The 26,772-nt window shown below is 67.4% G+C and carries 24 protein-coding genes; 10 read left to right on the forward strand and 14 right to left on the reverse strand.

Translation table 11 applies throughout. The features are described 5' to 3' along the window. Positions 1–96 precede the first annotated feature (96 nt). From ABD104_RS04255 to ABD104_RS04280, 6 genes are all read right to left on the reverse strand, one after another. Positions 97–966 carry a branched-chain amino acid ABC transporter permease gene (locus ABD104_RS04255; protein WP_087841397.1) on the reverse strand — a complete coding sequence of 290 codons (870 nt, stop codon included), beginning with the start codon at positions 964–966 and terminating at the stop codon, positions 97–99. 199 nt (positions 967–1,165) lie between these two features. Continuing rightward, the gene (locus ABD104_RS04260; protein ID WP_243724593.1) at positions 1,166–2,305 is read right to left on the reverse strand and encodes an ABC transporter substrate-binding protein; all 1,140 of its coding nucleotides are present in this window, start codon (positions 2,303–2,305) and stop codon (positions 1,166–1,168) included. A 159-nt stretch (positions 2,306–2,464) separates the two neighbouring features. After that, a complete protein-coding gene (locus ABD104_RS04265; protein ID WP_425543311.1) occupies positions 2,465–3,316 on the reverse strand; it encodes an alpha/beta fold hydrolase in 852 nt (283 codons plus the stop codon). Continuing rightward, complete coding sequence (locus ABD104_RS04270; protein WP_254914688.1) at positions 3,313–4,902, reverse strand: benzoate-CoA ligase family protein; 1,590 nt, start codon at positions 4,900–4,902, stop codon at positions 3,313–3,315. The genes ABD104_RS04265 and ABD104_RS04270 overlap by 4 nt, the downstream gene beginning before the upstream one ends. A 79-nt stretch (positions 4,903–4,981) precedes the next feature. Beyond that, a complete protein-coding gene (locus ABD104_RS04275) occupies positions 4,982–6,559 on the reverse strand; it encodes a 3,4-dehydroadipyl-CoA semialdehyde dehydrogenase (RefSeq protein WP_087841394.1) in 1,578 nt (525 codons plus the stop codon). Then, positions 6,556–7,020 carry a 4-hydroxylaminobenzoate lyase gene (locus ABD104_RS04280; protein WP_279818602.1) on the reverse strand — a complete coding sequence of 155 codons (465 nt, stop codon included), beginning with the start codon at positions 7,018–7,020 and terminating at the stop codon, positions 6,556–6,558. Before ABD104_RS04280 ends, ABD104_RS04275 begins: the two co-directional genes overlap by 4 nt. A gap of 171 nt (positions 7,021–7,191) precedes the next feature. Here ABD104_RS04280 and ABD104_RS04285 point away from each other — a divergent pair, with 171 nt between their 5' ends. The 7 genes from ABD104_RS04285 to ABD104_RS04315 all read left to right on the forward strand — a co-directional run bounded on the left by ABD104_RS04285 (position 7,192) and on the right by ABD104_RS04315 (position 15,132). Further along, the gene (locus tag ABD104_RS04285; protein ID WP_087841392.1) at positions 7,192–8,121 is read left to right on the forward strand and encodes a helix-turn-helix transcriptional regulator; all 930 of its coding nucleotides are present in this window, start codon (positions 7,192–7,194) and stop codon (positions 8,119–8,121) included. Positions 8,122–8,443: 322 nt separating this feature from the next. Next, a complete protein-coding gene (gene boxC / locus ABD104_RS04290) occupies positions 8,444–10,123 on the forward strand; it encodes a 2,3-epoxybenzoyl-CoA dihydrolase (RefSeq protein WP_279817362.1) in 1,680 nt (559 codons plus the stop codon). Positions 10,124–10,156: 33 nt separating this feature from the next. Beyond that, on the forward strand, positions 10,157–11,584 hold the full coding sequence (gene boxB, locus ABD104_RS04295; protein ID WP_087841390.1) for a benzoyl-CoA 2,3-epoxidase subunit BoxB: 1,428 nt from the start codon (positions 10,157–10,159) through the stop codon (positions 11,582–11,584). A gap of 13 nt (positions 11,585–11,597) precedes the next feature. Continuing rightward, positions 11,598–12,869, forward strand: coding sequence for a benzoyl-CoA 2,3-epoxidase subunit BoxA (gene boxA / locus ABD104_RS04300; RefSeq protein ID WP_132980061.1), 1,272 nt, complete (start codon positions 11,598–11,600; stop codon positions 12,867–12,869). Between the two features lie 112 nt (positions 12,870–12,981). Next, positions 12,982–13,767 (forward strand): enoyl-CoA hydratase-related protein, encoded by a 786-nt coding sequence (locus ABD104_RS04305; RefSeq protein ID WP_279817360.1) that lies wholly within the window; start codon positions 12,982–12,984, stop codon positions 13,765–13,767. Positions 13,768–13,858: 91 nt separating this feature from the next. Next, the gene (locus ABD104_RS04310; RefSeq protein WP_087841387.1) at positions 13,859–14,683 is read left to right on the forward strand and encodes an enoyl-CoA hydratase/isomerase family protein; all 825 of its coding nucleotides are present in this window, start codon (positions 13,859–13,861) and stop codon (positions 14,681–14,683) included. Continuing rightward, positions 14,680–15,132 carry a MaoC family dehydratase gene (locus tag ABD104_RS04315; protein WP_132980063.1) on the forward strand — a complete coding sequence of 151 codons (453 nt, stop codon included), beginning with the start codon at positions 14,680–14,682 and terminating at the stop codon, positions 15,130–15,132. The genes ABD104_RS04310 and ABD104_RS04315 overlap by 4 nt, the downstream gene beginning before the upstream one ends. 20 nt (positions 15,133–15,152) lie before the next feature. Here ABD104_RS04315 and ABD104_RS04320 read toward each other — a convergent pair whose 3' ends face one another. From ABD104_RS04320 to ABD104_RS04330, 3 genes are read right to left on the reverse strand one after another with little or no spacing between them, the layout of a single operon-like run. Then, a complete protein-coding gene (locus ABD104_RS04320; protein WP_087841385.1) occupies positions 15,153–15,431 on the reverse strand; it encodes a DUF6587 family protein in 279 nt (92 codons plus the stop codon). 16 nt (positions 15,432–15,447) lie between these two features. Further along, positions 15,448–17,295: a ferrous iron transport protein B gene (feoB, locus tag ABD104_RS04325; protein WP_279817357.1), complete on the reverse strand. Its 1,848-nt coding sequence runs from the start codon at positions 17,293–17,295 to the stop codon at positions 15,448–15,450. A 6-nt stretch (positions 17,296–17,301) separates the two neighbouring features. After that, on the reverse strand, positions 17,302–17,544 hold the full coding sequence (locus ABD104_RS04330; RefSeq protein ID WP_087841524.1) for a FeoA family protein: 243 nt from the start codon (positions 17,542–17,544) through the stop codon (positions 17,302–17,304). A 197-nt stretch (positions 17,545–17,741) separates the two neighbouring features. On the opposite strand from ABD104_RS04330, the gene ABD104_RS04335 reads away from it, so the two are divergent. Beyond that, on the forward strand, positions 17,742–17,960 hold the full coding sequence (locus tag ABD104_RS04335) for a hypothetical protein (RefSeq protein WP_087841383.1): 219 nt from the start codon (positions 17,742–17,744) through the stop codon (positions 17,958–17,960). Positions 17,961–17,978: 18 nt separating this feature from the next. On the opposite strand, the gene ABD104_RS04340 is transcribed toward ABD104_RS04335, so the two are convergent. The 5 genes from ABD104_RS04340 to ABD104_RS04360 all read right to left on the reverse strand — a co-directional run bounded on the left by ABD104_RS04340 (position 17,979) and on the right by ABD104_RS04360 (position 24,068). After that, positions 17,979–18,881 carry a UDP-2,3-diacylglucosamine diphosphatase gene (locus ABD104_RS04340; RefSeq protein ID WP_425543312.1) on the reverse strand — a complete coding sequence of 301 codons (903 nt, stop codon included), beginning with the start codon at positions 18,879–18,881 and terminating at the stop codon, positions 17,979–17,981. A 62-nt stretch (positions 18,882–18,943) separates the two neighbouring features. Continuing rightward, entirely contained in the window at positions 18,944–19,867 is a 924-nt protein-coding gene (locus ABD104_RS04345; RefSeq protein WP_279817353.1) for an esterase/lipase family protein, read from the reverse strand. Beyond that, positions 19,864–20,625, reverse strand: coding sequence for a tetratricopeptide repeat protein (locus tag ABD104_RS04350; protein ID WP_279817364.1), 762 nt, complete (start codon positions 20,623–20,625; stop codon positions 19,864–19,866). Before ABD104_RS04350 ends, ABD104_RS04345 begins: the two co-directional genes overlap by 4 nt. A 511-nt stretch (positions 20,626–21,136) precedes the next feature. Next, positions 21,137–23,395 (reverse strand): TonB-dependent receptor, encoded by a 2,259-nt coding sequence (locus ABD104_RS04355; protein ID WP_243724580.1) that lies wholly within the window; start codon positions 23,393–23,395, stop codon positions 21,137–21,139. Positions 23,396–23,630: 235 nt separating this feature from the next. Beyond that, positions 23,631–24,068, reverse strand: coding sequence for an RDD family protein (locus ABD104_RS04360; protein ID WP_132980067.1), 438 nt, complete (start codon positions 24,066–24,068; stop codon positions 23,631–23,633). Between the two features lie 457 nt (positions 24,069–24,525). Between ABD104_RS04360 and ABD104_RS04365 the strand changes: the two genes are divergently transcribed. Both ABD104_RS04365 and ilvN read left to right on the forward strand, forming a co-directional pair. Continuing rightward, a complete protein-coding gene (locus tag ABD104_RS04365; RefSeq protein ID WP_279817350.1) occupies positions 24,526–26,247 on the forward strand; it encodes an acetolactate synthase 3 catalytic subunit in 1,722 nt (573 codons plus the stop codon). Between the two features lie 9 nt (positions 26,248–26,256). Then, a complete protein-coding gene (gene ilvN, locus ABD104_RS04370; protein ID WP_087841377.1) occupies positions 26,257–26,748 on the forward strand; it encodes an acetolactate synthase small subunit in 492 nt (163 codons plus the stop codon). The last annotated feature ends 24 nt before the right edge of the window (positions 26,749–26,772 follow it).

Genomic DNA, 26,772 nt, shown 5'->3' on the forward strand with positions numbered 1-26,772 from the left:
AATAAAAGCACTAGACCCAGGATGCGGAGGATCCGGCTCTGCCGGTCCTCTCGCATCGCCCCCTGGGGGGCGCGCGAAGCGCGTAGGGGGGGGCCTCTAAGTCCCTTGTTTGAAGAGGCCTTCCGGTTTCCACAGCAGGATGGCGGCCATCAGCACGTAGATCAGCGCGCCGGCGGCCTGCTGCCAGAACACCTTGCCGAAGGTGTCGACGAAGCCGATCAGCAGCGAGGCCACCAGCGCGCCCTTGATCGAGCCGATGCCGCCGATGACCACGACGACGAAACAGATGATCAGCACCGATCCCCCCATGCCCGGATACACCGAGGACACCGGCGCCGCGATCATGCCGGCCAGCACCGCGATGGCCACGCCCACGGCGAAGACGATGCGATACAGCAGCGAGATGTTGATGCCGAGCGACTGCACCATTTCGCGGTTGGTCGCCCCAGCGCGCACCATCATGCCGAGCCGTGTCTTCTTGAGCGCGGCATACATGGCCACGGCCAGCAGCACGCACACGCCGGAAATGAACAGCCGGTAGATCGGGTACGTCATGTCGTTGCCGATGGCAATGCCGCCGGCCAGCCAGTCGGGCACCGGCACCCCGTGGACGTCGTCGCCCACCAGGATGCTGCGCATTTCCTCGAACACCAGGATCAGCCCGTAGGTCATCAATACCTGCTGCAGGTGCTCGCGTTCATACAGGAAGCTGAAGAAGCACCACTCCAGCACATACCCGAACGCCACCGCCAGCACCACGCCCAGCACCAGCGCCGCCACGAAATTGCCCGTCAGCGACGACAGCGAGAACGCCATGTAGGCGCCGATCATGTAGAAACTGCCATGCGCCAGATTGATCACGCCCATGATCCCGAAGATCAGCGTCAGCCCGCTGGCGATCAGGAACAGCAGCAATCCATACTGCACGCTGTTCAAACACTGAATAAGAAACGTCGTCAAATCCATCCCACACTCCGCCATCTAGATACGACAACCAGGCCAGCGTCGAACGGCATGCTCGGCTTTCCCACATGGAACCAAAACACGCCCCCCCCCCCGCTAGCCTGGTTTTTCCCCAGGGCACAGCGGATCCGGCTCCGCCGGTCCGCCAGTGCCGCCCCCTGGGGGGCGCGCGTAAGCGCGTAGGGGGGGGCATTCCCTTGGGTTACATCCTGCAGCCCCGCGCCGGATCGGCCAGCGCCTTCACCGCCACGCCCACCAGCTGGTTGGTCTTGTTCTCGACCTTGCGCAGGTAGATGTCCTGGATGGGGTTGTGGGCCTTGGACATCGTGAACGGGCCGCGCGGGCTGTCGATCTTGGCCTGCTCCATGCCCTTGACGACGGCGTCGCGCTTGCTGATGTCGCCGCCCGCGGCCTTCAGCCCGGCGTCCAGCAACTGGGCGGCGTCATAGCCCTGCACGGCGTAGACGTCCGGCTGCAGCTTGTAGGTCTTGGCGTAGTCCGTGCGGAAGGCCTTGTCCTTGGGCAGGGTCAGGCCGTCGGCGTAGTGCAGCGTGGTCAGCAGGCCGTCGGCCGCCGCGCCCTGGGCCTCCAGCGTGCCGTCGGTCAGGAAGCCGGCGCCGTACAGGGGGATCTTGTCCTTCAGGCCCGCCGCGGCGTAGTCCTTGACGAACTTGACCGCGCCGCCGCCGGCGAAGAACACGTAGACCGCGTCGGGCTTGAGCGCGGCGATCTCGGTCAGCAGCGCCTGGAATTCCACGTTGGGGAAGGGCAGGTTCAATTGCTTGATGACCTTGCCCCCCTTGGATTCGAACCCCTCCTTGAAACCGTTGGTGGATTCGTCGCCGGCCGCGTATTTCCAGCTGAGCGTGACGGCGGTCTTGTGCTTGAGCTGGGTGGCGGCGACCAGGCCCATGGCGTAGGCCGGCTGCCAGTTGCTGAAAGACGAGCGGAAGATGTTGGGCGCGCACAGCGGGCCGGTGACGTCGTCGGCGCCGGCGTTCGGGATGATGAGCAGCGTCTTGTTGTCCTTGGCGACCTTGGCCATGGCCATCGCGACGCCGGAGTGGACGGTGCCCACCAGCACGTCGACCTGGTCGCGCTTGACCAGCTTGTTGGCGTTGTCCGAGCCCTTGGCCGGATCGGATTCGTCGTCCACCTTGAAGTACTCGATCTCGCGCCCGGCCAGTTTGCCGCCCTGTTCCTGCACGTACAGCCGGAAGCCGTTCTCGATGGCGGTGCCCAGGGCGGAATAGGTGCCGGTGTAGGGCAGCATGAGGCCGACCTTGACCTTGCCGGGCGCCTGGGCGCCGGCGGGCACCGCCAGGCACGAGGCAGCCATCATGGCGGCGGCGAGGACGGTGAATTTGCGTTTGGAAGCGTTCATCGCGAGTCTCCTGGTGGGCGGCCATGCTGCGTGGTCGGCTGCCCTGTTCTTGGTGGAAAAGGCCGATGCGCCATGCGGATGCGCATCGTTGCGGCGTCCGGCAAGCCGGACAGGGTGCTACGTGCGGTGGCGCCGCATGAACGCCACGCTTGCCTCGATCAATCGGGCGGGCTGGTCGCGGTGCGGCGAGTGGCCGCAGTCGTCCAGCTTGAGCAGTTCGGCATGGGGAACCTCCTGGGCGATGCCGTCTATCTGGGCCATGGAGCCGTATTCGTCGTCATGGCCCTGCACCGCCAGTACGGGACAGCGTATGGCGGACAGCAGCGCCTGGATGTTCCAGTGCTTGAATTCCGGGTTCAGCCAGACGTCGTTCCAGCCCCAGAAGGCCGAGTCCGGGTCGGCGTGGTAGCGCGCGAGCTTGCTGCGCAGGTCCGTCGTGACGTAACCGTCGCGTGCCTGCTGGATGCTGGCCAGCGTGACGGGTTCGACGAACAGGTGGGGCGCGGCCACGATCAATCCGCCCACGCGGCCGGGCCAGGCCGCCGCGTGCAGCAGCGCGATCGATCCGCCGTCGCTGTGCCCGTACAGCCAGGGCGGATCGGCCCGGGTGTCGTGGCCGACGGCCTCGAAGAAGGCCGGCAGGAAGTCGCGCGCCTGGCGGTGCATGAAATCGACCGGCCATTTTTCGTGCGCGGGACGCGGGCTGGACTGGCCGTAGCCCCAGCGCGACAGGACCAGTCCGCGGCAGCCGGCGGCCTCGCACAGCGCATAGGGGAAGTCCTTCCACATCGTGACCGATCCCAGGCCTTCGTGCAGGAACACGAGCAGGGGCTGCCGGGTCCGCTGGGGGGCGATGAGCACGTACTCGATGTCGTGCCGCATGCCGTCCCAGGAGACGTCGGCGAACCGTACGGGCAGATCCTCGGCGATGCCCGAGACGGCGGCGTTCAACGGGGCGCGCGAGTTCATGCGTGGACTCCCTGCGACGCGGCCTCTTGTTCGCGCAGGCGGAAGCGCTGGATCTTGCCGGTGGCGGTCTTGGGCAGGTCGCCGACGAATTCGATCTGGCGGGGATACTTGTGCGGCGCCAGCCGCGACTTCACGAACGCCTTCAGGTCGGCGGCCAGCGCATCGCTCGCCTGCTGGCCGGGCTTGAGCACCACGTAGGCCTTGGTCTTGGTCAGGCCTTCGGCGTCGGCCACGCCGATGACGGCGGCCTCCAGCACGGCCGGATGCTGCACCAGCGTGGCCTCGACCTCGAAGGGCGAGACGTACTGGCCGCTGACCTTGAGCATGTCGTCGCTGCGGCCCGCGTAGGTGTAGTAGCCGTCGGCATCGCAGCTGTACTTGTCGCCGCTCCTGGTCCAGGCGCCCAGGAAGGTCTCGCGGCTCTTGTCGCGATTGTTCCAGTACATCAGCGCCGAACTCGGACCGCGTATGTAGAGGTCGCCGATCTCGCCGACCGCCACCGGCTTGCCGTCCTCGCCCCGCAGCTCGACCTCGTAGCCGTCGACCGGCTTGCCCGTGGTGCCGTAGCGCACGTCGCCCACGCGGTTGGAAATGAAGATGTGCAGCATTTCGGTCGAGCCGATGCCGTCGATGATCTCGCAGCCGAAATGCGAGGTGAAGCGTTCGCCGATGTCCTGGGGCAGGGCTTCGCCGGCAGACGAGCACAGGCGCAGGGCGACCTGGTCGCGCGGCGGCAGCGCGGGACTGGCGAGCATGCCGGCATAGCCGGTGGGCGCGCCGCAGAAGATGGTGGGCCGCAGGCGGGTGAGACGCTCGAAACAGGCTTCGGGGGTGGGGCGTTCGGCCATCAGGACCACCGTGGCGCCCACGCTGAGCGGAAAGGTCAAGGCATTGCCCAGGCCGTAGGCGAAGAACAGCTTGGCGGCCGAGAACACGGTATCGTCTTCGCGCATGCCCAGCACGGGCTTGGCGTAGAGCTCGGCCGTCCAGTAGGGGTTGCCGTGGGTGTGCACCGTGCCCTTGGGCTTGCCGGTGGACCCGGACGAATACAGCCAGAACGCGGGTTCGTCGGCAAGCGTGGGGGCAGGCGCCGCGAGCGGCTCATGCCCGGCCAGCAGGTCGTCGAAGTCCAGCGTGCCGCCCGCTTCGCCGTCTGAGCCATCGCGCGAGACGACGATATGGCGCACGCCGTGCCGGCACGCGCCTAGCGCGGCGGAAAGCTTGGGCAACAGGGCGCGGGAGACCAGCGCGGCGCGGGCGCGGCTGTGTTCCAGCATGTAGGCGTAGTCGGCCGGAGTGAGCAGCGTGTTGACCGCCACCGGCACGATGCCGGCATAGAGCGCGCCCAGGAAGGTGACGGGCCAGTCCGTGCAGTCGTTCATCAGCAGCAGGACGCGGTCCTCGGGCCGGATGCCCAGGCCAAGCAAGGCGCCGGCCGCGCGGCGCACTTTTTCGTCCAGTTCGCCGTATGTCAGCCGGCCGCGATCGTCGATGTAGGCGGTCTTGGCGGCGCGCTCGGCATTGATCGCCAGCAGGTGGCCGGCGAAATTGAATTCCGGCGGTGGGGCGGAGCAATCGGCAGGCATGATGGTCTCCTCGTTCATGCAATAAGGCGCGAAATCGCCGGCGGCCTCTGGTCGGGCCTGGCGCCGGCGGGCTCTCGTGTCAATGTCCTGGGACGCCCTCCGGCGCGGTGCCGTCCAGAAGGTCCGTCACGGCGGCGGCGGCCTGGACGGCGGCGCGGCGGTGATAGAAGCCGAGGGCCCGCAAGCCGCCCAGTTCCTCGCCGCCGCCGGCCCGGCCGGGGCCGCCGTGCAGCGACATGGGCATGACGTTGCCGTGGCCGGTATGGACGGCTGCCACCTCGGGAGTCACGACGTGCACGCGTCCATGGCTGTCGGCCAGCGCCAGCGCCGCATCGGCGGCCCGCGCGGTATCGGCCGTGTAGAGGGAGGCCACCAGCGATCCCTGCCCCAGGCGTATCTGGGCCAGCGCGTCGGACCATCCGTCATAAGGCAGCAGCGTGGCGACCGGACCGAACACCTCGGTGTCGTGCACGATGCAGGCGGCCTCGCGGCGGCCGGCGCCCAGCAGCGTCGGGCCGACACAGGCGGCCACGGCCGGGTCGGCATCCACCAGCGGGGCCGCCGAACCGTCGTGCAGGACGTCCGCGTGCCGGCGCAGGGCCGCGGTGCCAGCCCGCACGCTCTCCCATTGCTGGCGGCTGGCCAGCGCGCCCATGCGGACCGTTTCGTTGCGCGGATTGCCCACGGTGATGCGCGACAGTTTCGCGGCGATGGCCTCGCCCGCTGCCGCGTAACAGGACGCGGGAACGAAGATGCGCCGGATGGCCGTGCATTTCTGCCCCGACTTGACCGTCATTTCACGCACCACTTCGCGTACCAGCAGATCGAAGGCCTCGGAGCCGGGCTGCGCGTCGGGCAGCAGCAGGGCGCTGTTCAGGCTGTCGGCCTCGATGTTGACTCGCACCGAGCGGCGCACGACGGCATCGTGCGAGCGTATCGCCGAGGCGGTCTCGGCCGAGCCGGTGAACGACACCACGTCGAACGGCTGCAGGGGCGACAGCAGCCCTTGCGCGCTGCCGCAGACGACGGACAAGGCGCCGGCCGGCAGAATGCCCGCGGCGATCACGTCGGCGACCATCGCCTGCGTCAGCCACGCGGTGGCGGTGGCCGGCTTGGCGACGACAGGTACTCCCGAGAGCAGCGCCGGCGCGGCTTTCTCCCACAGGCCCCAGGCGGGGAAATTGAAGGCGTTGATGAACAGGGCGAGGCCGCGCGTCGGCACCTGCACGTGGCGGCTGCGGAACGCGCCGTCCTTGGCCAGGGGAACGGTCTCGCCATCCGGCAACCAGTGCGTGCCGCCCAGCGACGCGCCCCAGCGGGCGTATTGGCCCAGCGTGAAGATGGCGCCGTCGATGTCGACGGCGGAGTCCTGCCTCGTGGTGCCGGAGTTGGCCAGCGCGATGTCGAAGTAGCGATCGCGGTTGGCCTTGAGCACGTCCACGATGCCGGACAGCAGGCCCGCGCGCTGCGCATAGGTCAGGGCGCGCAGCGCGGCGCCGCCTTCGTCGCGGGCGTAGGCATAGGCTGCTTCCAGGTCCAGTCCGGCGTTCGAGACGCGGACCAGCTCGGTGCCCAGCACCGGGTCGAAGAGCGGTGTGCCGGGGCCGCCGCCGGTCTGCCAGCGGCCCGCCAGGTGGTTGGGAAGAAGTTCGCTCATGATTGGGTGAATTCGATGGCGCCGTCGGGCAGCAGATACAGGACCAGCGCGCGGCCGCCCGCGACGGTGGGGCGATGGGCGCTGCCGGGCGGATAGACCTTCCAGCCCGCCGGCGTGCCGTCGAAGCGGGCGCCGGCCGTCTGGGGCATGACCATGTCTATTTCGCCGTTGGGATGGACGTGGTGGGGGCCGGCCAGGTCGGTCATGTCGACCACGTCCACCGAGAAGCCGGCGGAGCCGGGCCCGGGCTTGACCACCCGGCCGTAGCGCACGCCGCCGGCTTCCCGGTTGCACAGCCAGCCCTCGTCCACGCCGGCTTCACAGGCGCGGGTCATGTCGCGGAACCAGTCCGAGCCGGGGCCGTGCTGGCGGTTGAGGTAGGCCTCGAGCGCGGCGTCCACGGGGCGGCCGGCAATGGACTGGGTTATCGTCTTTACCAGGGATTCAAATGAATCGCGCATGAACTCGTCTCCTCAGGCATACTGAACTTCATGTCGCCGCATTCTTGATCATGAAGTATCGTGCATGTTCATGTGTCGAGACAATACGCGGCATGCTTGGGTCGTGTCAAAAAGAATCTGCATCCTGCGGGTAAATCCCAGGGGTGCGCATCATCTTGCGGGTGAGGTCCGATGAAAGAAGAGGCAGTTTCCGAAGCGGGGCAGGCCGCGGCCAACGACGCGCCGGCCAAGGAGCCTTTTCTGGTGACGCTGGGAGAACGAATACGGACGCTGCGGGCCAGGCGAGGCCTGACCCGCAAGGCCACGGCCTCGGCAGCCGGGATTTCCGAGAGGCATCTCGCCAACCTGGAGCTGGGCACGGGCAACGCCTCCATCCTGATCCTGCTGCAGGTTTCCCAGGCCTTGCAGTGCTCGCTGGCCGAAATCCTGGGCGATGTCACCACCACCAGTCCGGAATGGCTGTTGATCCGCGAGTTGCTGGAAGGCCGCTCCGAGGCGGACCTGCATCGCGCCCGCAATACCTTGACGGAAATGTTCGGCTCGCGCGGGGACAATCATTCCCGCCTGTCCCGCATCGCCCTGGTCGGCCTGCGGGGGGCGGGCAAGTCCACGCTGGGGCGGATGCTGGCCGAGGACCTGGGCTACACCTTCATCGAGCTGAGCCGGGAAATCGAGAAAGTGGCCGGCTGCAGCATCGTCGAGATCCATTCGCTGTACGGCGCCAACGCCTATCGCCGCTACGAGCGGCGGGCGCTGGAGGAGACCGTGCAGATCCATCCCGAGGTCGTGATCGCCACGCCGGGCGGCCTGGTGTCGGACGTCTCGACCTTCAATCTGCTGCTGTCGCACTGCTATACGGTCTGGCTGCAGGCCGACCCCGAGGACCACATGCGCCGGGTCGTGGCGCAGGGCGATTTCCGCCCGATGTCGGGCAGCCGCGAGGCCATGGACGACCTCAAGCGCATCCTGGCGGGGCGGGCGGCGTTCTATGCCAAGGCCGACGCCCGCTACAACACCAGCGGCCATTCGCTTGAAGAGGCTTTTGCCGGCCTGCGTTCGCTGGTGCGCAATGCGGCGGGCATGGTGGACTGGAGTATGTAGTAGAGCCCCCCCCTACGCGCTGACGCGCGCCCGGCATGGTGAGCCCCCAGCCGCTACGCGGCAGCCCCCCGAGGGGGGGGGGGCGGGGCCCGCCTTGGGTCGGCCCGGCGCCGGGCCCCGTAGGGGCGAAACCGGTGGCCCGGCGGAGCCGGATCCGCGGTTTCCTGGGTCTGGGGCGGTTGTCTGGGTTTGGGAGGTTCGGTTTTCTGAATCGTCAGGGTTGATCCTAGTTGGCGGAGGCTTGACGCGCTTAGGTTCATGAACTATCTTTCATTCAACAGCTGGTTGATGCACTAAGATGCATAAACGTCGAGGAGATATCATGAGCAACGTCGTTCAGGCCGATCAGGCTGCCGGGAAGGTGGACTACCGCACGGATCCGTCCCGGTACCGGCATTGGAAGCTGAGTTTCGAGGGGCCGGTGGCGACGCTGGGCCTGGATATCGCCGAGGATGGCGGGTTGCGGCCGGGGTATCGGCTCAAGCTCAATTCCTACGACCTGGGCGTGGACATCGAGCTGCACGACGCCCTGAACCGTATCCGTTTCGAGCATCCCGAAGTGCGCACGGTGGTGGTTACCAGCATGAAGGACCGGATTTTCTGTTCGGGCGCCAACATCTTCATGCTGGGCCTGTCGAGCCACGCCTGGAAGGTGAATTTCTGCAAGTTCACCAACGAGACCCGCAACGGCATCGAGGACTCCAGCCGCCATTCCGGGTTGAAGTTCCTGGCCGCCATCAACGGCGCCTGCGCCGGCGGCGGTTATGAACTGGCGCTGGCTTGCGACGACCTGGTGCTGATCGACGACAAGTCCTCGTCGGTGTCGCTGCCCGAGGTGCCGCTGCTGGGCGTGCTGCCCGGTACGGGCGGCCTGACCCGCGTCACCGACAAGCGCCACGTGCGCCATGACCTGGCGGACATTTTCTGCACGACCAGCGAAGGCGTGCGGGGCCAGCGCGCGGTGGAATGGCGGCTGGTCGATTGCGCGCCCAAGCCTTCGCAGTTCGCCCAGGTGGTACAGGAGCGCGCGCAACGGCTGGCCGAGTCCAGCGATCGCCCTGCGGGCGCCCGCGGCGTGCCCCTGGCCCGCATCGAGCGCACCGAGGAGGCCGATGCGCTGGGCTATCGCTACGTGGACGTGCGCATCGACCGCGCCAACCGCAGCGCCGTGTTCACCGTGAAGGCGCCGGATGCCGCGCAGCCCGAGGACGTGGACGGCATCGTGGCGGCCGGCGCGGATTGGTGGCCGATGGCGATGGCGCGCGAACTGGATGACGCCATCCTGCACATGCGCACCAACGAACTGGACATCGGCACCTGGCTGCTCAAGACCCAGGGCGATGCCGACCGGGTGCTGGCCTGCGACGCCACGCTCCAGCGGCATGCCGGGAACTGGTTCGTGCGCGAGGTCACGGGCCTGCTGCGGCGTACGCTGGCTCGGCTGGACGTTTCGTCCCGCTCGCTGTTCGCGCTGATCGAACCCGGTTCATGCTTTGCCGGCACGCTGGCCGAACTGGCCTTCGCCGCCGACCGCGCCTACATGCTGGCGCTGCCCGACGAACCCGGCCGCGCGCCGCGGCTGACGCTGTCGGAACTGAATTTCGGCACCTACCCGATGGTCAACGGCCAGTCGCGCCTGGCCCGCCGGTTCTACGAAGAGGCCGAGCCGCTCGCCGCCGCGCGCGCCCGGGCCGGCCAGGCGCTGGACGCGGACGCGGCCTACGCGCTGGGCCTGGTGACGGCGGCGCCGGACGACATCGACTGGGCCGACGAGATCCGCATCGCCATCGAGGAGCGCGCCGCCATGTCGCCGGATGCCCTGACCGGGCTGGAGGCCAACCTGCGCTTCGCCAGCCAGGAAACCATGGAAACCCGGATTTTCGGCCGTTTGAGCGCGTGGCAGAACTGGATCTTCAACCGTCCGAACGCGGTGGGGGAAAAGGGCGCCCTGAAGGTGTACGGCAAGGGCGAGAAAGCGGCCTTCGATCTGAATCGAGTGTAACCATCCCGCAGTCCGGACCAACGGAGTCGAGACATGTCCAGCATCAACTACAGCGAGAAGATTCCCAACAACGTCAATCTGTCGGAGGACCGCACGCTGCAACGCGCGCTGGAACAATGGCAGCCGAACTTCCTGAGCTGGTGGGGCGACGTCGGTCCGGAAGGAAGCACGAACTACGACGTCTACCTGCGCACCGCCATCAGCGTCGATCCGCAGGGCTGGGCCCAGTTCGGCCACGTGAAGATGCCCGACTACCGCTGGGGCATCTTCCTGAACCCGGCCGAGAAGGACCGCAAGATCCATTTCGGCGATCACATGGGCGAGGCCGCGTGGCAGGACGTTCCGGGCGAGCACCGCGCCAACCTGCGCCGCATCATCGTCACGCAGGGGGATACCGAGCCGGCGTCGGTGGAGCAGCAGCGCCACCTGGGGCTGACCGCCCCGTCCATGTACGACCTGCGCAACCTGTTCCAGGTCAACGTCGAGGAAGGCCGCCACCTGTGGGCCATGGTCTACCTGCTGCACCGCTATTTCGGCCGCGACGGCCGCGAGGAAGCCGAGGCGCTGCTGGATCGCCGCTCGGGCGACCAGGACAACCCCCGCATACTGGGGGCCTTCAACGAGCGCACCCCGGACTGGCTGTCCTTCTTCATGTTCACGTATTTCACCGACCGCGACGGCAAGTTCCAGTTGAGCGCGCTGGCCGAATCGGGTTTCGATCCGCTGGCCCGCACGACCAAGTTCATGCTGACCGAGGAAGCGCACCACATGTTCGTGGGCGAGTCGGGCGTCTCGCGCGTGATCCAGCGCACCTGCGAGGTGATGAACCAGCTCAAGACCGACGACCCCGCCCGCATCCGCGCGGCCGGCGTGATCGATTTCGGCACCATCCAGCGCTACCTGAATTTCCACTACAGTGTCACGATCGACCTGTTCGGCGCCGACGAGTCTTCCAACGCCGCGGCCTTCTACAGCTCCGGCCTGAAGGGGCGCTACGAGGAGGGCAAGCGTACCGACGACCACAAGCTGCGCAACGAGAGCTACAAGGTGCTGGAAGTGCGCGACGGCAAGCTGGTCGAGAAGGACGTCCCCATGCTGAACGGCCTGAACGAAGTCCTGCGCGACGACTACATCAAGGATTCGATGGCGGGCGTGGCGCGCTGGAACAAGGTGATCGAGAAGGCCGGCATCCCCGTGCGGCTGACCGTGCCGCACAAGGCGTTCAACCGCCAGATCGGTTCGTTGTCCGGCGTGCGCGTTTCGCCCGAGGGCCAGGTCGTGTCGCAGGCCGAGTGGGACGCCAAGAAGGACCAGTGGCTGGCCACGCCGGAAGACCGCGCCTTCGTCGCCTCGTTGATGGGGCGCGTGGTCGAGCCGGGCAAGTTCGCCAACTGGATCGCGCCTCCGGTCATGGGCATCAATCGCCAGCCGGTGGATTTCGAGTACATCCGGTTCAACTGAGCAAGCCCCCATCATGGATACGCCAGTCCAGACGGTCGTCATCAAGCAGCACCTGATCGACCCGGAAATCTGCATACGCTGCAACACGTGCGAAGCGACGTGTCCCGTCGGGGCCATCACGCACGACGACAACAACTACGTCGTGCGGGCCGACGTATGCAACAGTTGCATGGCCTGTGTGCCGCCGTGCCCCACGGGGGCGATCGACAACTGGCGTTCCGTTCCGAAATCCGCCGCCTACAGCATCGAGGACCAGTTCACGTGGGACGAGCTGCCCGGCGAACTTACCCCCGATCAACTGGCGGCGGCGGGCGCGGAAGCGATCGAGGAAGAGGCCGTCCAGGAAGCGGCGCCGCTTCCCGTTGCGCCTGGCGCCGACGAGGCGTTCAATTCGGGCGCCTATGGCGCCACCACGCCTCCGTGGTCGGCCGCCCATGCCTATACGAACCTTTATGGCCCGCGCAATCCGATCACGGCCACCGTGGTCGGCAACGTGCGCGTCAACGAGCCCGGCACGCAGAACGAGACCCATCACATCGTGCTGGATTTCGGCTCGCTGCCGTTTCCGGTGCTGGAAGGGCAGTCCATCGGCATCGTGCCGCCGGGGACCGACGGCCAGGGCAAGGCGCACCACGCGCGCCAGTACTCCATCGCCAGTCCCCGCAACGGCGAGCGGCCCGGCTACAACAACATTTCCCTGACGGTCAAGCGCGTGACGGCCGATCATCAAGGCAATCCGGTGCAGGGCCTCTGTTCGAATTACGTGTGCGACCTGAAGGTGGGGGACAAGGTCCAGGTCATCGGCCCCTTCGGCGCGTCGTTCCTGATGCCCAACCATCCGCGTTCGCACATCGTGATGATCTGTACCGGGACCGGCAGCGCGCCCATGCGGGCCATGACCGAGTGGCGCCGCCGCCTGCGCGGAAAGGGGCGGTTCGAGAGCGGCAAGCTGATGCTGTTCTTCGGCGCCCGCACCAAGGAAGAACTGCCTTATTTCGGTCCCCTGATGAGCCTGCCCAAGGATTTCATCGACATCAACCTGGCGTTCTCGCGCGCGCCGGGCGCGCCCAAGCGCTATGTCCAGGATCTGATGCGCGAGCGCGCCGCCGACCTGGCGGGGCTGCTGCAGGATGCCAATACGCATTTCTATGTCTGTGGACTCAAGAGCATGGAAGAGGGCGTCGTCCTCGCATTGCGCGACGTGGCCTTGCAGGCCGGGCTGAACTGGGAGGCCATCTCGGGTTCGCTCAAGCGCGAAGGCCGCCTGCATCTCGAAACCTACTAAAGGGAAGCCCACCCCCCGCGCGCTTCGCGCGCCCGGTATGGCGAGCTCCCAGCCGCGACGCGGTACCCTGGATCAAGAGACGATCAAGGGGTAAGACACCATGGAATCCGACATGGAAACATTGCAGATAGCCAGGAACGAATCGGGCGTGGTCGACGTGCGCATGGCGCGGCCCGAAGTCTTCAACGCCTTCGACGAACGGATGATCGAAGAACTGGCGCAGGCCTTCGCCGAACTGGGCAGCGATCCGTCCACGCGCGCGATCGTGCTTTCCGGGGAAGGCAAGGCGTTCAGCGCGGGCGCGGACCTGCAGTGGATGCAGCGCGCCAGCCAGGCCAGCGAGGAATGGAACCTGGAGGACGCGCGGCGCTTCGCCGCCATGCTCGATGCCATCGCGTCCTGTCCCAAGCCGACGATCGCCCGCGTCCATGGCGTGGCGCTGGGCGGCGGCGTGGGGCTGGCCTGCGCGTGCGACATGGCGGTGGCCAGCAGCGATGCCCGTTTTGCCGCCAGCGAGGCCCGCTTCGGCATCCTGCCCGCCGTCATCAGCCCCTATCTCGTCAATGCGGTGGGCAAGCGCCATGCCTTGCGCCTGGCGCTGACCGCCGCGCGCATCGACGCGCAGACGGCGCTGCACATGGGTATGGTGCAGCAGGTGGTCGACGCCGCCGGCCTGGATGCCGCGGTGCAGGCGATCGTGGCCGAACTGCTGGCCAATGGTCCGCATGCGCTGGCCGAGATCAAGGCCTTGTTCGGACGGCTGGAGGTCGGTCCCGTCACCCCCGAGGTGCGCGAGCTGACGGCTCGCACGATCAGCCGGGTGCGGGGCACGGACGAGGCGCGCGAGGGATTCGCCGCCTTCCTGGCCAAACGGCCCGCGGCCTGGATCCGGCAATAGTCAGGCAGGGCCGCCAGCTTCCGCGCACGGCGGTCCGCCGGACCGCCGTTCTTGCATGTCCACGATCCCACCGTCTCCAAGGAGAGCCGCGATGCCTCGTTCCCTAGCCGTAGAAACCCAGGATTTCCGCATCGACCTCGCCGACGACGGCGTGGCCGAACTCGTGCTGGGGCCGGCGGGCGGCATGCCGGCGCTGGGCGCCGACGGCCACGCCGAACTCGCCGCCGTCTGGCCGCGCCTGGCGCGCGAACCGGGCGTGCGCTGTGTCCTGGTACGCAGCGAGGGCAAGGGGTTCTGCGCCGGCGGACACATGGAACTGGTGCAGGGCATGCTGGAACACGAGAGCGACCGGCTGCGCGTCATGCGCGAGGCGCGCGACATCGTCCAGGGCATGATCGACTGCGACCTGCCCGTGGTGTCCGCCATCAACGGCGCGGCGGTGGGGGCCGGCGCGGTGCTGGCCCTGCTGGCCGACGTGTCCGTCGCAGCCAGAAGAGCCAAGCTGATCGACGGCCACACCAAGCTGGGCGTGGCGGCGGGCGATCACGCGGCCATCATCTGGCCGCTGCTTTGCGGCATGGCCAAGGCCAAGTACCATCTGCTGACCTGCGCGCCCCTGGACGGCGAAGCGGCCGAACGCATCGGGCTGGTCAGCCTGTGCGTGGACGATGCCGAGCTGCTGTCCACGGCGCGGGGCATCGCCGCGCAACTCGCCGCTGGCAGCCCTACCGCGCTGGCCTGGACCAAGCGCAGCCTGAATCACTGGCTGCGCGCCGCCTGGCCGGCCTTCGAGCATTCCCTGGCGATGGAGATCATGGGATTCGCGGGGGCCGACGCGCGCGAGGGGCTCGCGGCATTGAGCGAAAAGCGGCCGCCGCGTTTCGGCGCGTCCACGACCAGGAGAACGACCCAATGAAGTTTGCCGATTTCCAGCCCGGCATGATCATCGAAGCCGGCCCCCGGCGGATCGAGGAAACGGAGATGCTGGCGTTCGCGCGCAGCTACGATCCGCAGTGGTTCCATGTGGACGGCAAGGCGGCGGGCAAGGGCCGGTTCGGGGCGCTGATCGCCAGCGGATGGCAGACCTGCGGCATCGCGATGGAGCTGGCGGTCAGGGCCGTGCTGCACGACTCCGAGTCGTTCGCGTCGCCGGGCGTGGAGGAGGTCCGCTGGCCCCATCCGGTCATGTCGGGAGACGAATTGCGACTGCGCGCCGAGGTGCTGGAAGTGCGGACTTCGCGCAGCCGGCCCGAACTGGGCGTGCTGCGGTGGCGCTGGCATCTGTTGAACCAGGACGGCAAGGAGGTCCTGGAGTTGACGGCCACGAGCCTGTTCGACCTGAAGCCCGAGGCGCCGCGAGGCTGACGCCCGGCTTCGTCGCGGCCTTATTTCCTGGCGTGGACCTGGATGGTCTTGGTTTCGCCGGGGCCGCAGGTTCCGCATGTTCCGCAGCCGCTGCCGCAGCCCGCATCGGGCGTCGCGGCGCCCAGGCTCCTGCCCAGCTTCCGCACCCAGGCGGCCTGGCCCGGACGGTCCATGCGGCGCGCGAGCCAGGACTGCATGCGCATGCGAGTCTTGGGCGCGAACCGGCCGAAGGCCTTGATCACGCAGGCGGCGACGATCAGCGCCACCAGCGTCATTTCGAACAGGGAATAGGCGCTCACGGAAGCCTCCCGGAAATCAGGTCAGCAGCCTCGTCACCTGGTAGGTGATGAAGGATGCGATGTAAGCCAGCCCGAACAGGTAGCCCGCGGTCAGCGCGACCACCTTCCAGGAATTCGTTTCGCGCCGGATCACGGCCAGCGTCGACAGGCATTGCGGCGCGAAGATGAACCAGGCCAGCAGCGAGAACGCGGTCGCCAGCGGCCATTGGGCGGCGATCAGCGGCGTCAGCATGGTCGAGGCCGCGTCGTCGTCGGCGGCCGACAGCGCGTACACCGTGGCCAGCGCGCCCACCGCGACTTCCCGCGCGGCCAGGCCGGGGATCAGCGCGATCGATATCTGCCAGTTGAAGCCGATGGGCGCGAACACGGTCTGCAGGGCTTCCCCGATGCGGCCGGCGAAGCTGTACTCGATGGCCGGGCCGGTGGCGCCCTCGGGCGGGCCGGGGAAGCTGGACAGGAACCAGATCAGCACGGTCAGCGCCATGATGATGCCGCCCACGCGCGCCAGGAAGATGCGTGCCCGCTCGACCAGCCCGGTGGCCACGTCGCGCAGGTTGGGGATGCGGTAGGAGGGCAGTTCCAGCAGCAGCGAATGTTCCGTGGCGTCGCGGCGCAGCAGCTTCATGACCCAGGACACCACCAGGGCGCTGACGATGCCGGCCACGTACAGCGCGAACAGCGTGACGCCCTGGAGGTTGAAGATGCCGAGCACCGTCCGGCTGGGAATGAAGGCGCCGATCAGCAGCGTGTAGACCGGCAGGCGCGCCGAGCAGGTCATCAGCGGCGCGACCAGGATGGTGGCCAGCCGGTCGCGCGGGTCCTGGATGGTGCGCGTGGCCATGATGCCCGGGATCGCGCAGGCGAAGCTCGACAGCAGCGGGATGAAGGAGCGGCCGGTCAGGCCGGCGCCCACCATCATACGGTCCAGCAGGAAGGCGGCGCGCGGCAGATAGCCCGACTCTTCCAGCAGCAGGATGAAGAAGAACAGGAACAGGATCTGCGGCAGGAACACCAGCACGCTGCCGGCGCCGGCGATGATGCCGTCCACCAGCAGGCTGTTGAGCATGCCTTCGGGCAGCGTCTGGCCCACCCAGGCGCCCAGGGACGAGACCGACGTCTCGATCAGGTCCATGAGCGGCTCGGCCCACGAGAACACGGCCTGGAACATCAGGAACATGACGATGGCCAGCGTGACCAGCCCCAGCACGGGGTGCAGGACCCAGCGGTCGATGGCGTCGTCGATGGCGGCGGTGCGCCGCGGCATCGACACGGCCTCGCTCAGCAGCCCGTTGACTGCCTGGTGCAGGTCGGTGCCGGCGGGCAGCGCGGGCGGCGCGGCGGGCATGTCGTCGTCGATGCGCGCCAGCAGCTGCGCCGCGCCGTCGCGCTTGATCGCGATGGTTTCGACGATGGGGATGCCCAGCGCCTGCTGGAGCTTGTCGCGGTCGATCCGGATGCCGCGCTTGGCGGCGGCGTCCACCATGTTGAGCGCCAGGACCATGGGCAGCCCGAGCCGCTGCAGTTCCAGCACGAAGTGCAGGTGCAGGCGCAGGTTGGTCGCGTCCACCACGGCCACCAGCAGGTCCGGACGGCGCTCGCCGGCGAAGTTGCCCATGCAGACGTCGCGGGTGATGGCTTCGTCCGGGCTCGTGGCATGCAGGCTGTAGGCGCCGGGCAGGTCCAGCACGCTGACCTGCAGGCCCGAGGGCGTGACCAGCCTGCCCTCCTTGCGCTCGACGGTGACGCCGGCGTAGTTGGCCACCTTCTGGCGGCTGCCCGTCAGCAGGTTGAACAGGGCGGTCTTTCCGCAGTTCGGGTTGCCGACCAGGGCAACGCGCAGATTGGACAAGGTAGTGGTGGACATCGGGATTCAGGAGGCGAGCGGTTCGACCAGGACCCGCGCGGCTTCGGAGCGGCGCAGGGCGAAACGGGTGAAACCGATCTGGATCAGCAGGGGGTCGGCTCCGATCGGGCCGCGCGCCACGATGCGCACGCGCTCGCCCGCCACGAAGCCCAGGTCGCGCAGGCGCACGGCGATGGGGTCCGCCGGGGCGGCGTCTTCGACGGCGTTGACGGCGGCGTCATGGCCATAAGGTAGCTCGGAGAGGCGGATAGCCATGTGCTCGGTTGGTAGAAGAAAATGAAAACGATTACTAATTATAAAAGTTTTGCACCGATCCGGGGCGAATAGCCGCCATATCGACAAGGGCAGGGGAAGCGGGCGGCCAGAGGTAAGGAATTGCTAGCCGCTCCACCGTGGCGGCCGGGCATCGGTTATCTTGATGCCGTCACATCACCGAAGGGGGAGATATGAAGGCATCCGTCATCATCGGCCTGCTGCTGATCGTGCTGGGCGTGGTCGCGCTGGGCTACAAGAGTTTTTCGTACACGTCGGAAGAAACGCTGCTCAAGGTGGGTCCGGTCGAGGCCACGGCCGATACTCGTAAGACGGTTCCCATTCCCACCTGGGCCGGCGTGGCCGCCATCGTGGTCGGCGCCGCGGTGATCGTGCTGGGACGCCGGCGCTAGCCGCCGCGCCCGGGCGGCTCAGACGTCGGCCGTCTCGGTCTGCGAGCTTTCGCGCGCCGGCTGGGAAGCGGGCCGGGGCGCCAGCGCCGAAGGAAGCGCAGGCAGCTCCAGCGGCCGGCGCCGCTTGGACTTCACCACCGCCGGCTCGCCCGCGTCGGTCAGGTGGGTCCAGTACACGAGCCGCAACTGGCCGTGCTCGTCCTCGACCAGGGCCGACAGGCTTTCCACCCAATCCCCGTCATTGCAGTACAGCACCCCGTCCACATGCCGGATCTCCGGCTTGTGGATGTGGCCGCACACGACGCCATCGTAGCCCTGGCGCCTGGCCTCGTTGACCAGCACGTCCTCGAAGTTGGTGATGAAGGACACGGCGTTCTTCACCTTGTGCTTCAGGTATTGCGACAGCGACCAGTAGTGCAGCCCCAGCCGGCGGCGCACGCGGTTGAAGTGCAGGTTGAGCCATAGCGCGAAGGTGTAGAGCGTATCGCCCAGGTGGGCCAGCCACTTGCTGTGCTGGATCACGCCGTCGAACTGGTCGCCGTGGGTGACCCACAGGCGCTTGCCGTCGGCCGTGACGTGGACCGCGTCTTCCTGGACCTGGATGTCGCCGAAGGCGTAGCCGATGAACTGGCGGGCGAATTCATCGTGGTTGCCGGGAATGAAGATGACCCGCGTGCCCTTGCGCGCCTTGCGCAATACTTTCTGCACCACGTCGTTGTGGGCCTGCGGCCAGGTCCAGCTTTTGCGAAGCTGCCAGCCGTCGATGATGTCGCCGACCAGGTAGAGGGTCTCGGCCTCGTTGTGCTTGAGGAAGTCCAGCAAGTGGCTGGCGTTGCAGCCGGCGGTTCCCAGATGCAGATCCGAGATCCAGATGGTGCGCCATTGGGTGGGGGGCGATGTCGTCACGCTGGCCGGGAGGATGTTTCCATGGAATGAATGGAAACATGCCGCGATGACGTGTTTGTGACGGTGCGGGACCGTTGTCAGGCCGCGTCGCTTTTCGCCGTGTCCGAAGCGTGCAGGGCGTCCAGGCGCTCTTCGACGAAGGCCCGCACACCGGCGTCATGGGCAAGGGCCATGTGCCCGACGCGGGCGACCACGAGACAGGCCGCTGCACCCGGCAGCAGGGCGCGGTCGACCGGGCAGACGATGTTGTCGTGGTGCGAGGCGATGCAGGTGCAGCGGCTGGCCACGGCCGGTGTCTCGGCGGTCTGCAGGTCGCACAGCCACGGGCTGTCGGGCAGCATCTGGGCCGCGCACAAGCCGCGTCCGAAGCGCGCGTGCCAGGTACCCCGGTGCGGCGTGCCCAGCGTGATGACGTGGTCGATGGGCGCGTCGGGCGCGATGCGCAGCGCGGCCCGCGCCGCGAGGCCGCCCATGCTGTGGGCGATCACGGTCACGCGCTCGTGGCCCGCGCGCAGCGCCAGCGCGGCGGCCTCGGCGGCCACCTGCGCGCCGAATCCGTCTATGCCGGCCCGCGGAGGTTCCAGGTCCAGCGCGGCGACGATCCAGCCGCGCGCGGCCAGCCAGGTATCGAAGTCGCGCCAGATGCCCCGATTGCAGCCGTAGCCGTGCACCAGCAGCACGGCGCCCCGGGGGCGGGCCGGCACGCGGATGGGCCAGCGGTGCCGCCACGGGATGTCGAGGTACATGTTGCGCAGGGACAGGTAGATTTCCTCGGGCATGGCGGCCAGCCAGCCGGGCGGGCCGGCGGGGCCGGTGCGATCGGTCAGCAGCCGGGCCAGCGCGAAGCCCAGGGCGACGATCGCCGCGTGGATGACGACGGCCAGCAGGAGCGCGGTCAGCAGGGCCGCGGGCCAGGGCAGCCATGCCGACAGCGCCCAGGAGGTCAGGGCCACCAGGATCGCCACGCCGAGCGTGAACCCGCGCATGGCCCAAGCCATCATGCGGCGGGACCTCGCGTGGCCGGGCGTGCGGCCAGTTCGGCGGCCTTGGCGCGCACGCGCGCATCGGCCGCCTGTTCCAGGAAGGCGCGGGCCTTGGCGAGAAAGGCCGGGGTGGCGGTCTCGGGCAGGCGGTCGAGCCAGGGCAGCGCGGCGTCGATGTCGCCGCGCTCGATCAAGAGGCGAGCGTAGTTGAACTGTCCGCGGAAGTCGCCTCCCTCGGCCGCGCGTCGGTAGTGTTCGAACGCCTGCTGCCTGTCGACGGGCACTTCCCAGCCGTCCTCGTGGAAGCCGCCGATGATATTGATCGACTTGGCATGGCCCAGGGCCGCCGCCTTTTCGAACCACGCCAGCGCCTGCGCCCGGTCCGCGGCAACACCCTCGCCCAGCGCCAGGGCGGTCGCATAGTTGTACATGCCCCAGTCCAGCCCCTGTTGCGCGGCCAGCCGGTACCAGTAGGCCGCCAGCACGAGGTTGACGGGCACGCCCCAGCCGTGGTGGTGGCATTGGCCGAGCATGTTCATGGCCATGGGGTGGTCGGCGTCGGCGGCACGCTTGAACCAGTACACGGCCTGTTCCCGATCGACGGGCAGGCCCTGGCCGTCCAGCAGCATCTGTCCGAACACCGCCTGCGCCTCGACGACACCGCCTTCAGCCGCCGCCCGCACCCAGGCCGCGGCGCGCTCGCGCGGGCCGCGCAGGATCTCGGCCAGGTCGTCGGCGGTGGCGGCGTTCAGTCGCTGTGGAGAGATGGGCTCCATGGTTTTGCGGGTGTTGATGGGACTCATGGAATTGTGCATCAAGAACTTGGGTTCCAAACACGGCCGTGTCCGGAGGCGCGGGGCCGCATGGGGCGCAACGGAGCCGGTCCTGGCCTTTGGCCAGGACTTCCCGGCGTTCAGGTGCTTGGCGGGGCGGGCGCAGAACTCGGGCGGGCACAGTCCCCCGGACTGTGCCTACTGCCGCGCTCAGACAGCTGCGCCCTTGCTTCCCCACCAAGCACCTGAACGCCGGCGGCTCCAATGCGCCCCATCCGGCCCCGCGCCCCCGGACACGGCCTGCAACGTCGCGAAGCGTGGCTCACATGGAGCGGGGTAGGGCGGAAAAGAAAAGAGGCGCCTTACTCACGCAAGGCACCTCCCACAGGCCAACCAGGACACGCAGAATAGCCGCCCCCCGCCAGCCTATTAGTCCCCCACGGCACAGCGGATCCGGCTCTGCCGGTCCGCCAGTGCCGCCCCCTGGGGGGCGCGCGTAAGCGCGTAGGGGGGGTCAATACTTCAAGTTGAGGTTCAGGATCGCGGCGCGGCCGGCGCCGACCGACGCGTAGTGGGTCGAGTAGGTCGTGGTGAAGTAGCGCTTGTCGGTCAGGTTCATCAGGTTCAGCTGCAGGCTGACGTTGCGGTTGATCCGGTAGGCCGCCATCGCGTCGAAGCGGGTGTAGCCGGGGATGTAGCGGCGCACCGCCGCGTTAGAACCGTATTGCTTGCTGGAGATGAACACGCCGCCGCCGATCGAGAAGTCGCTGTTGATGGCATACGTGGTCCACAGCGTGGCCGTGTGCTTGGGCGTGTTGGGGAACGCCTGGCCGCTGGCGGCGGCGGTGTCCCGGCCCAGGTCGCGGACTTCGCTGTCCAGGAACGTGTAGCCGCCGAACACTTGCCAGGCCTTGGTGATGTTGCCCGAGGCACCGATTTCGAAGCCGTTGATGCGGCGGTTGCCGGCCATGGCGTAGGTGCCGTCGGGCTGGGTCACGCGGGCGTTGGTGGTGTCGATGCGGAAGATCGCCCCGGACAGCGCCAGGCGGTTGTCCAGCACGTTCCACTTGGTGCCGACTTCCAGCGAACGGTTCTTCTCCGGAGCCATGTCCTTGGCGTTGACGCCCACGCCGTTGCGTCCCGGGACGATGCCCTGGGATTCCGAGCCCTGGCCCAGGGTGGAGTTCGCCGGCGTCGACGACGTGCCGTACGACACGTAGACGCTGCCGTTCTTGGCCGGCTTGTAGATCAGGCCCAGCTGGTAGTTGAACAGCGTGTCGCTGCGGCCCACGTCGGCGGTCGGGCTGACCAGGCCGGTCTTGTAGTTGTCCACGCGCGCGCCGAGGTTGGTCAGCCACTTCTCGCTCAGCTTGATGGTGTCGAAGCCGTAGACCGAGAAGGTGGTGGCCTTGAAGTGATTGTTGCGCTGGCCTTCGACCGTCGAGCCGTTCCACGGATCGTTGGGGTTGGGGTTGTAGAGGTCCGTGCAGTTGTAGCCGGACGGCGCGCCCACGCCCGCAGCGCAAGTCGCGGCTCCGGTATTGTTGGGGCTCGGCAGCGTGCGCGCGACGGTGTACGAGCCGGTGTCCGATTTCTCGCGCGAGATCTCGATGCCGGTGTTGAAGCTGTGCTCGTAGCCGCCCAGGTTGGCCTTGCCGAACAGTTCGGTCTGGTTGGCGATGGTGTGCACGCCGCCGGTGCGGGACTTCGCGTTGCGCCAGACGCGGCCGTCGTTCACGTTGCCCTGGCTGTCATCGGGGTTGGTCCACACGTAGCGCTGGTCCACGGACGTGTAGCGCAGCGTGTTGCGTACCGTGAGGTTGCTGCTGATGTCGTGTTCGACGCGGGCGGTGGCAACGTCCGAGCGGGTCTTGTAGAAGTCGCTTTTCAGGCCGTAGAAGTTGTCCATGTTGACGGTGACGGGGCGGATCGCCGTCACGCCGGCCGGGACCCGGTTGCCGTACATGAACGGGATGCCGGAGTCCGGCGTATCGTCGGTCTGGATGTGCGAATAGCTGAGGGTGACGCGGGTGGGGGTGTTCAAGCCCCAGGTAAACGACGGCGCGATACCCCAGCGGGATACGTCCACGCCGTTGCGGCCTGCGACGTCGGCGTCGTGCGCCATGGCATTCAGGCGGAAGGCCATGCTGTCGCCCAGCAACCAGTTGCCGTCGACCGTGGCGCGCTTGTAGTTGTCCGTGCCCAGGCCCAGCGTGGCATTGGTGAACTTCTCGGCCTTGGGGGTCTTGGTGATCAGGTTGATGCTGCCGCCCGCGCCGCCGCGGCCGCCGTAGGCGCCGTCCGGTCCCTTGATGACCTCGATCTGTTCGAGGTTGAAGACTTCACGCGTCACGGCGCCGATATCGCGCATGCCGTCGATGTACGTGCTCGATTGCGCGTCGTAGCCGCGGATGAAAGGCCGGTCGCCCAGCGGGTTGCCGCCTTCACCGGCCCCGAACGAGATGCCCGGTGTCAGGCGCAGCGCTTCGGTCAGCGTGGTGGACGCGGTGTTCTCGATGATTTCCTGAGGGATGACGGTGACGCTCTTGGGCGTGTCCAGCAGCGGCGCGGTGAATTTCTGCGAGGCGGACTGGTCGGCCTTGTACGCCGATTCGGCCTCGCCGCGCACCGTGATGGGCGCGAGCTGGCCGCTGGTGCGGGGCGCGTCGGCCGAGTTGGCGCTCTGCGCCTGGGCCTGGGCGGCGGGCACGAACGTGAGCGCGCTGATGGCGGCCGCCAGGGTATTGAACCGGAACTGGTTCGTAGATATCACCGTGAAATCCCCCGAAGGTGGGCGCGAGGCCCGTCATAGATGCGGGGCGGGGTGTCTGGCCCCCGCCCTCGTGAGATGAGATGAAACTCTAACGAAGAATGATTCGCATTCTTCGTTGACCAGGGAAGATAGGCGCCGTGAGCTTACAGATAGCTGAACAGTGGCCGACAAGCCGGGGATTTCGTGAAAAATGCAACACCAGGCGCCGGATTTCCGGCGCCTGGCCGGGGACGGATCACCGCGTGGAGACGAGCCGGGTGCCGACGATGCGATCGTGGGGGAACTGGCGGTCGTGGTCGAAGAAGGTCCAGACGAAACCCAGTCCGGTCAGCGTGAAGGGCCAGGCCAGGACGTAGCGCAGCACGGCTTTCCAGACCGGCGGGCGGCCGCCGCCGGCGTCGATCAGCCGGATGTGCCAGGTCTTCATGGGCAGGGTCTGTCCACCCAGCCGCCAGCACAGCACGAAATAGACGCCGATGACGCAGAACAGCCACGCCTGCCGCTCGTGCCGCAGCATGAGCGCATGCCGGCTCTGGGTCAGGGTATCGAACAGATAGTCGGCCACGAACACCACCCCGAACAGCAGGATGGCTTCATACATCATGCAGGCGAACCGGCGCCAGCGGCCCGGCGCGGCCTGGAGGGCGGGAGAGGCGGAAGGGGTGTCGTTCATGGGGCGCTACGATAACCGAGCATGGCCGGCTCCGTCCGCCCGTGGCCGCGACCCGGGGGAAAATCCCAGTCACTGCGGTGAGCCTTGACCGCATCGCAACATTCCTGATAGCCTAGCGGGCTCGCCGAAAGCGTTACAAAAGTCGACGGCAGAGAGCTTCATCTGACGCCAGGCACCCTTCGGCGTCATGCAGTGCAGTCAACCAAGCCTGGCCCGCGCCAAAAGCGTTGTGGCGGCCTTAGCCCCAGGGCGAAGGCAGTCCGGTCCCGGCCTTCCGTTTCAACCTTCAGTGCTCGTTCCGGTGAACGTGCGCGAGGTCGGCAAGGTGGGCGAGTGGAACGGTTCCGTGAACCGTGAAGCGTCGCCGCATGTTGCCGGTGCCCGCGCAGGTTTGGTTTCCCTGCCTGAGGCAGTACCGCCCGGGGCGTCAGCGCGAACTTGAATGGACGAAAATCCAATGGAACTCACAGGCGCAGAGATCGTCGTGCGCGCCCTGGCCGACGAAGGGGTCGAACATGTGTTCGGCTATCCGGGCGGCTCGGTCTTGTACATCTACGACGAGATCTTCAAGCAAGACAGATTCAAGCACATCCTGGTGCGTCACGAGCAGGCAGCCGTGCACGCCGCGGACGCGTATTCGCGCGTATCGAACCGCGTCGGCGTGGCGCTGGTCACCAGCGGTCCCGGCGTGACTAACGCGGTCACCGGCATCGCCACCGCCTACATGGACTCCATCCCCATGGTGGTGCTGACCGGCCAGGTGCCCACCTCGGCCATCGGCCAGGATGCCTTCCAGGAAGCCGACACGGTCGGCATCACCCGGCCGTGCGTCAAGCACAACTTCCTGGTCAAGGACGTCAAGGACCTCGCGGACGTCATCCGCAAGGCCTTCTATATCGCCCGCACCGGCCGTCCCGGCCCTGTGCTGGTCGACATCCCCAAGGACATCACGATCGCCCGCGGGAAGTACACCCCGCCGACGGGCGAGATCAAGATGCGTTCCTACTCGCCCGTCGTGAAGGGGCACCAGGGCCAGATCAAGAAGGCGGTCCAGCTGCTGCTGCAGGCCGAGCGCCCCATGATCTACACCGGCGGCGGCGTGATCCTGTCCGACGCCGCGCCCGAGCTGACCAAGCTCGTGCAGATGCTGGACATGCCCTGCACCAACACGCTGATGGGCCTGGGCGCGTTCCCGGCGGACGACCGGCGCTTCGTGGGCATGCCCGGCATGCACGGCACCTACGAAGCCAACATGGCGATGCAGCACTGCGACGTGCTGGTGGCCATCGGCGCCCGCTTCGACGACCGCGTCATCGGCAATCCCAAGCATTTCGCGCAGAACGCCCGCAAGATCGTCCACATCGACATCGACCCGTCGTCGATCTCCAAGCGCGTGAAGGTCGACGTGCCCATCGTGGGCGACGTCAAGGACGTGCTGGTGGACTTCCTGGCGCAGGTCGAGGCCTCGCTCAAGGAAACCCGGCGCAATCCCGAGCAGATCGCCGGATGGTGGAAGCAGATCGGTGCCTGGCGCGAGCGCGAGTGCCTGAAGTACAAGTCCTCCAATGACGTCATCAAGCCGCAGTTCGTGATCGAGAAGCTGTGCGAGATCACCCGCGGCGAGGCCTTCGTGACCTCGGACGTGGGCCAGCACCAGATGTGGGCCGCGCAGTACTACCGCTTCAACAAGCCGCGCCGCTGGGTCAATTCCGGCGGCCTGGGCACCATGGGTGTGGGCCTGCCGTACGCCATGGGCGTGCAGATGATGCATCCGGATGCCGACATCGCCGTCATCACCGGCGAAGGCTCGATCCAGATGAACATCCAGGAGCTGTCGACCTGCCAGCAGTACCACCTCAGCCCCAAGATCCTGTGCCTGAACAACCGGTACCTGGGCATGGTGCGCCAGTGGCAGCAGATCGACTACGGCTCGCGCTATGCCGAGTCGTACATGGATTCGCTGCCTGACTTCGTCAAGCTGGTCGAGGCGTACGGCCACGTCGGCATGCGCATCGAAAGCCCCCGCGACGTCGAGGGCGCGCTGCGCGAAGCCTTCACCACGCACAAGAAACGCCTGGTGTTCCTGGACATCATCACGGACCGCACGGAAAACGTGTGGCCCATGGTGAAGGCCGGCAAGGGCCTGACCGAGATGCTGCTCGGTTCCGAAGACCTGTAAGGAGCGCACATGAGACATGCCATATCCGTGCTCCTGGAGAACGAAGCCGGTGCACTTTCCCGGGTGGTCGGGCTTTTCTCGGCCCGCGGCTACAACATCGAGACCCTGACCGTCGCCCCGACCGAGGATGCCACCCTTTCGCGCATGACCATCGTCACCTCGGGCTCCGACGACGTCATCGAGCAGATCACCAAGCACCTGAACCGCCTGGTCGAGGTGGTCAAGGTGGTGGACCTGACCGAGGCGCCCCACATCGAACGCGAACTGATGCTGATCAAGGTTCGCGCGGTAGGCAAGGAGCGCGAGGAAATGAAGCGGATGGTCGATATCTTCCGCGGCCATATCGTCGACGTGACCGACAAGAGCTACACCGTCGAGCTGACCGGCGACAAGGGCAAGCTCGACGCGTTCATCGAAGCGCTCGATCGCGCCAGCATCCTTGAAACGGTGCGCACCGGCAGTTGCGGCGTCGGCCGTGGCGAACGGGTATTGAAGATCTAACCCCCTGATTGGTAGTCCCCCCCT

Origin of the sequence: Pigmentiphaga daeguensis, assembly GCF_039523035.1 — a bacterium.
In the GTDB taxonomy this organism is placed as follows: Bacteria; Pseudomonadota; Gammaproteobacteria; order Burkholderiales; family Burkholderiaceae_B; genus Pigmentiphaga; species Pigmentiphaga daeguensis.

Excerpts from the sequence above, each read along its gene's own strand:
- ABD104_RS04255 (WP_087841397.1), bottom strand. The coding sequence starts at position 966 with ATGGATTTGACGACGTTTCTTATTCAGTGTTTGAACAGCGTGCAGTAT.
- ABD104_RS04260 (WP_243724593.1), bottom strand. The coding sequence starts at position 2,305 with ATGATGGCTGCCTCGTGCCTGGCGGTGCCCGCCGGCGCCCAGGCGCCC.
- ABD104_RS04265 (WP_425543311.1), bottom strand. The coding sequence starts at position 3,316 with ATGAACTCGCGCGCCCCGTTGAACGCCGCCGTCTCGGGCATCGCCGAG.
- ABD104_RS04270 (WP_254914688.1), bottom strand. The coding sequence starts at position 4,902 with ATGCCTGCCGATTGCTCCGCCCCACCGCCGGAATTCAATTTCGCCGGC.
- ABD104_RS04275 (WP_087841394.1), bottom strand. The coding sequence starts at position 6,559 with ATGAGCGAACTTCTTCCCAACCACCTGGCGGGCCGCTGGCAGACCGGC.
- ABD104_RS04280 (WP_279818602.1), bottom strand. The coding sequence starts at position 7,020 with ATGCGCGATTCATTTGAATCCCTGGTAAAGACGATAACCCAGTCCATT.
- ABD104_RS04285 (WP_087841392.1), top strand. The coding sequence starts at position 7,192 with ATGAAAGAAGAGGCAGTTTCCGAAGCGGGGCAGGCCGCGGCCAACGAC.
- boxC (WP_279817362.1), top strand. The coding sequence starts at position 8,444 with ATGAGCAACGTCGTTCAGGCCGATCAGGCTGCCGGGAAGGTGGACTAC.
- boxB (WP_087841390.1), top strand. The coding sequence starts at position 10,157 with ATGTCCAGCATCAACTACAGCGAGAAGATTCCCAACAACGTCAATCTG.
- boxA (WP_132980061.1), top strand. The coding sequence starts at position 11,598 with ATGGATACGCCAGTCCAGACGGTCGTCATCAAGCAGCACCTGATCGAC.
- ABD104_RS04305 (WP_279817360.1), top strand. The coding sequence starts at position 12,982 with ATGGAAACATTGCAGATAGCCAGGAACGAATCGGGCGTGGTCGACGTG.
- ABD104_RS04310 (WP_087841387.1), top strand. The coding sequence starts at position 13,859 with ATGCCTCGTTCCCTAGCCGTAGAAACCCAGGATTTCCGCATCGACCTC.
- ABD104_RS04315 (WP_132980063.1), top strand. The coding sequence starts at position 14,680 with ATGAAGTTTGCCGATTTCCAGCCCGGCATGATCATCGAAGCCGGCCCC.
- feoB (WP_279817357.1), bottom strand. The coding sequence starts at position 17,295 with ATGTCCACCACTACCTTGTCCAATCTGCGCGTTGCCCTGGTCGGCAAC.
- ABD104_RS04335 (WP_087841383.1), top strand. The coding sequence starts at position 17,742 with ATGAAGGCATCCGTCATCATCGGCCTGCTGCTGATCGTGCTGGGCGTG.
- ABD104_RS04345 (WP_279817353.1), bottom strand. The coding sequence starts at position 19,867 with ATGATGGCTTGGGCCATGCGCGGGTTCACGCTCGGCGTGGCGATCCTG.
- ABD104_RS04350 (WP_279817364.1), bottom strand. The coding sequence starts at position 20,625 with ATGGAGCCCATCTCTCCACAGCGACTGAACGCCGCCACCGCCGACGAC.
- ABD104_RS04360 (WP_132980067.1), bottom strand. The coding sequence starts at position 24,068 with ATGAACGACACCCCTTCCGCCTCTCCCGCCCTCCAGGCCGCGCCGGGC.
- ABD104_RS04365 (WP_279817350.1), top strand. The coding sequence starts at position 24,526 with ATGGAACTCACAGGCGCAGAGATCGTCGTGCGCGCCCTGGCCGACGAA.
- ilvN (WP_087841377.1), top strand. The coding sequence starts at position 26,257 with ATGAGACATGCCATATCCGTGCTCCTGGAGAACGAAGCCGGTGCACTT.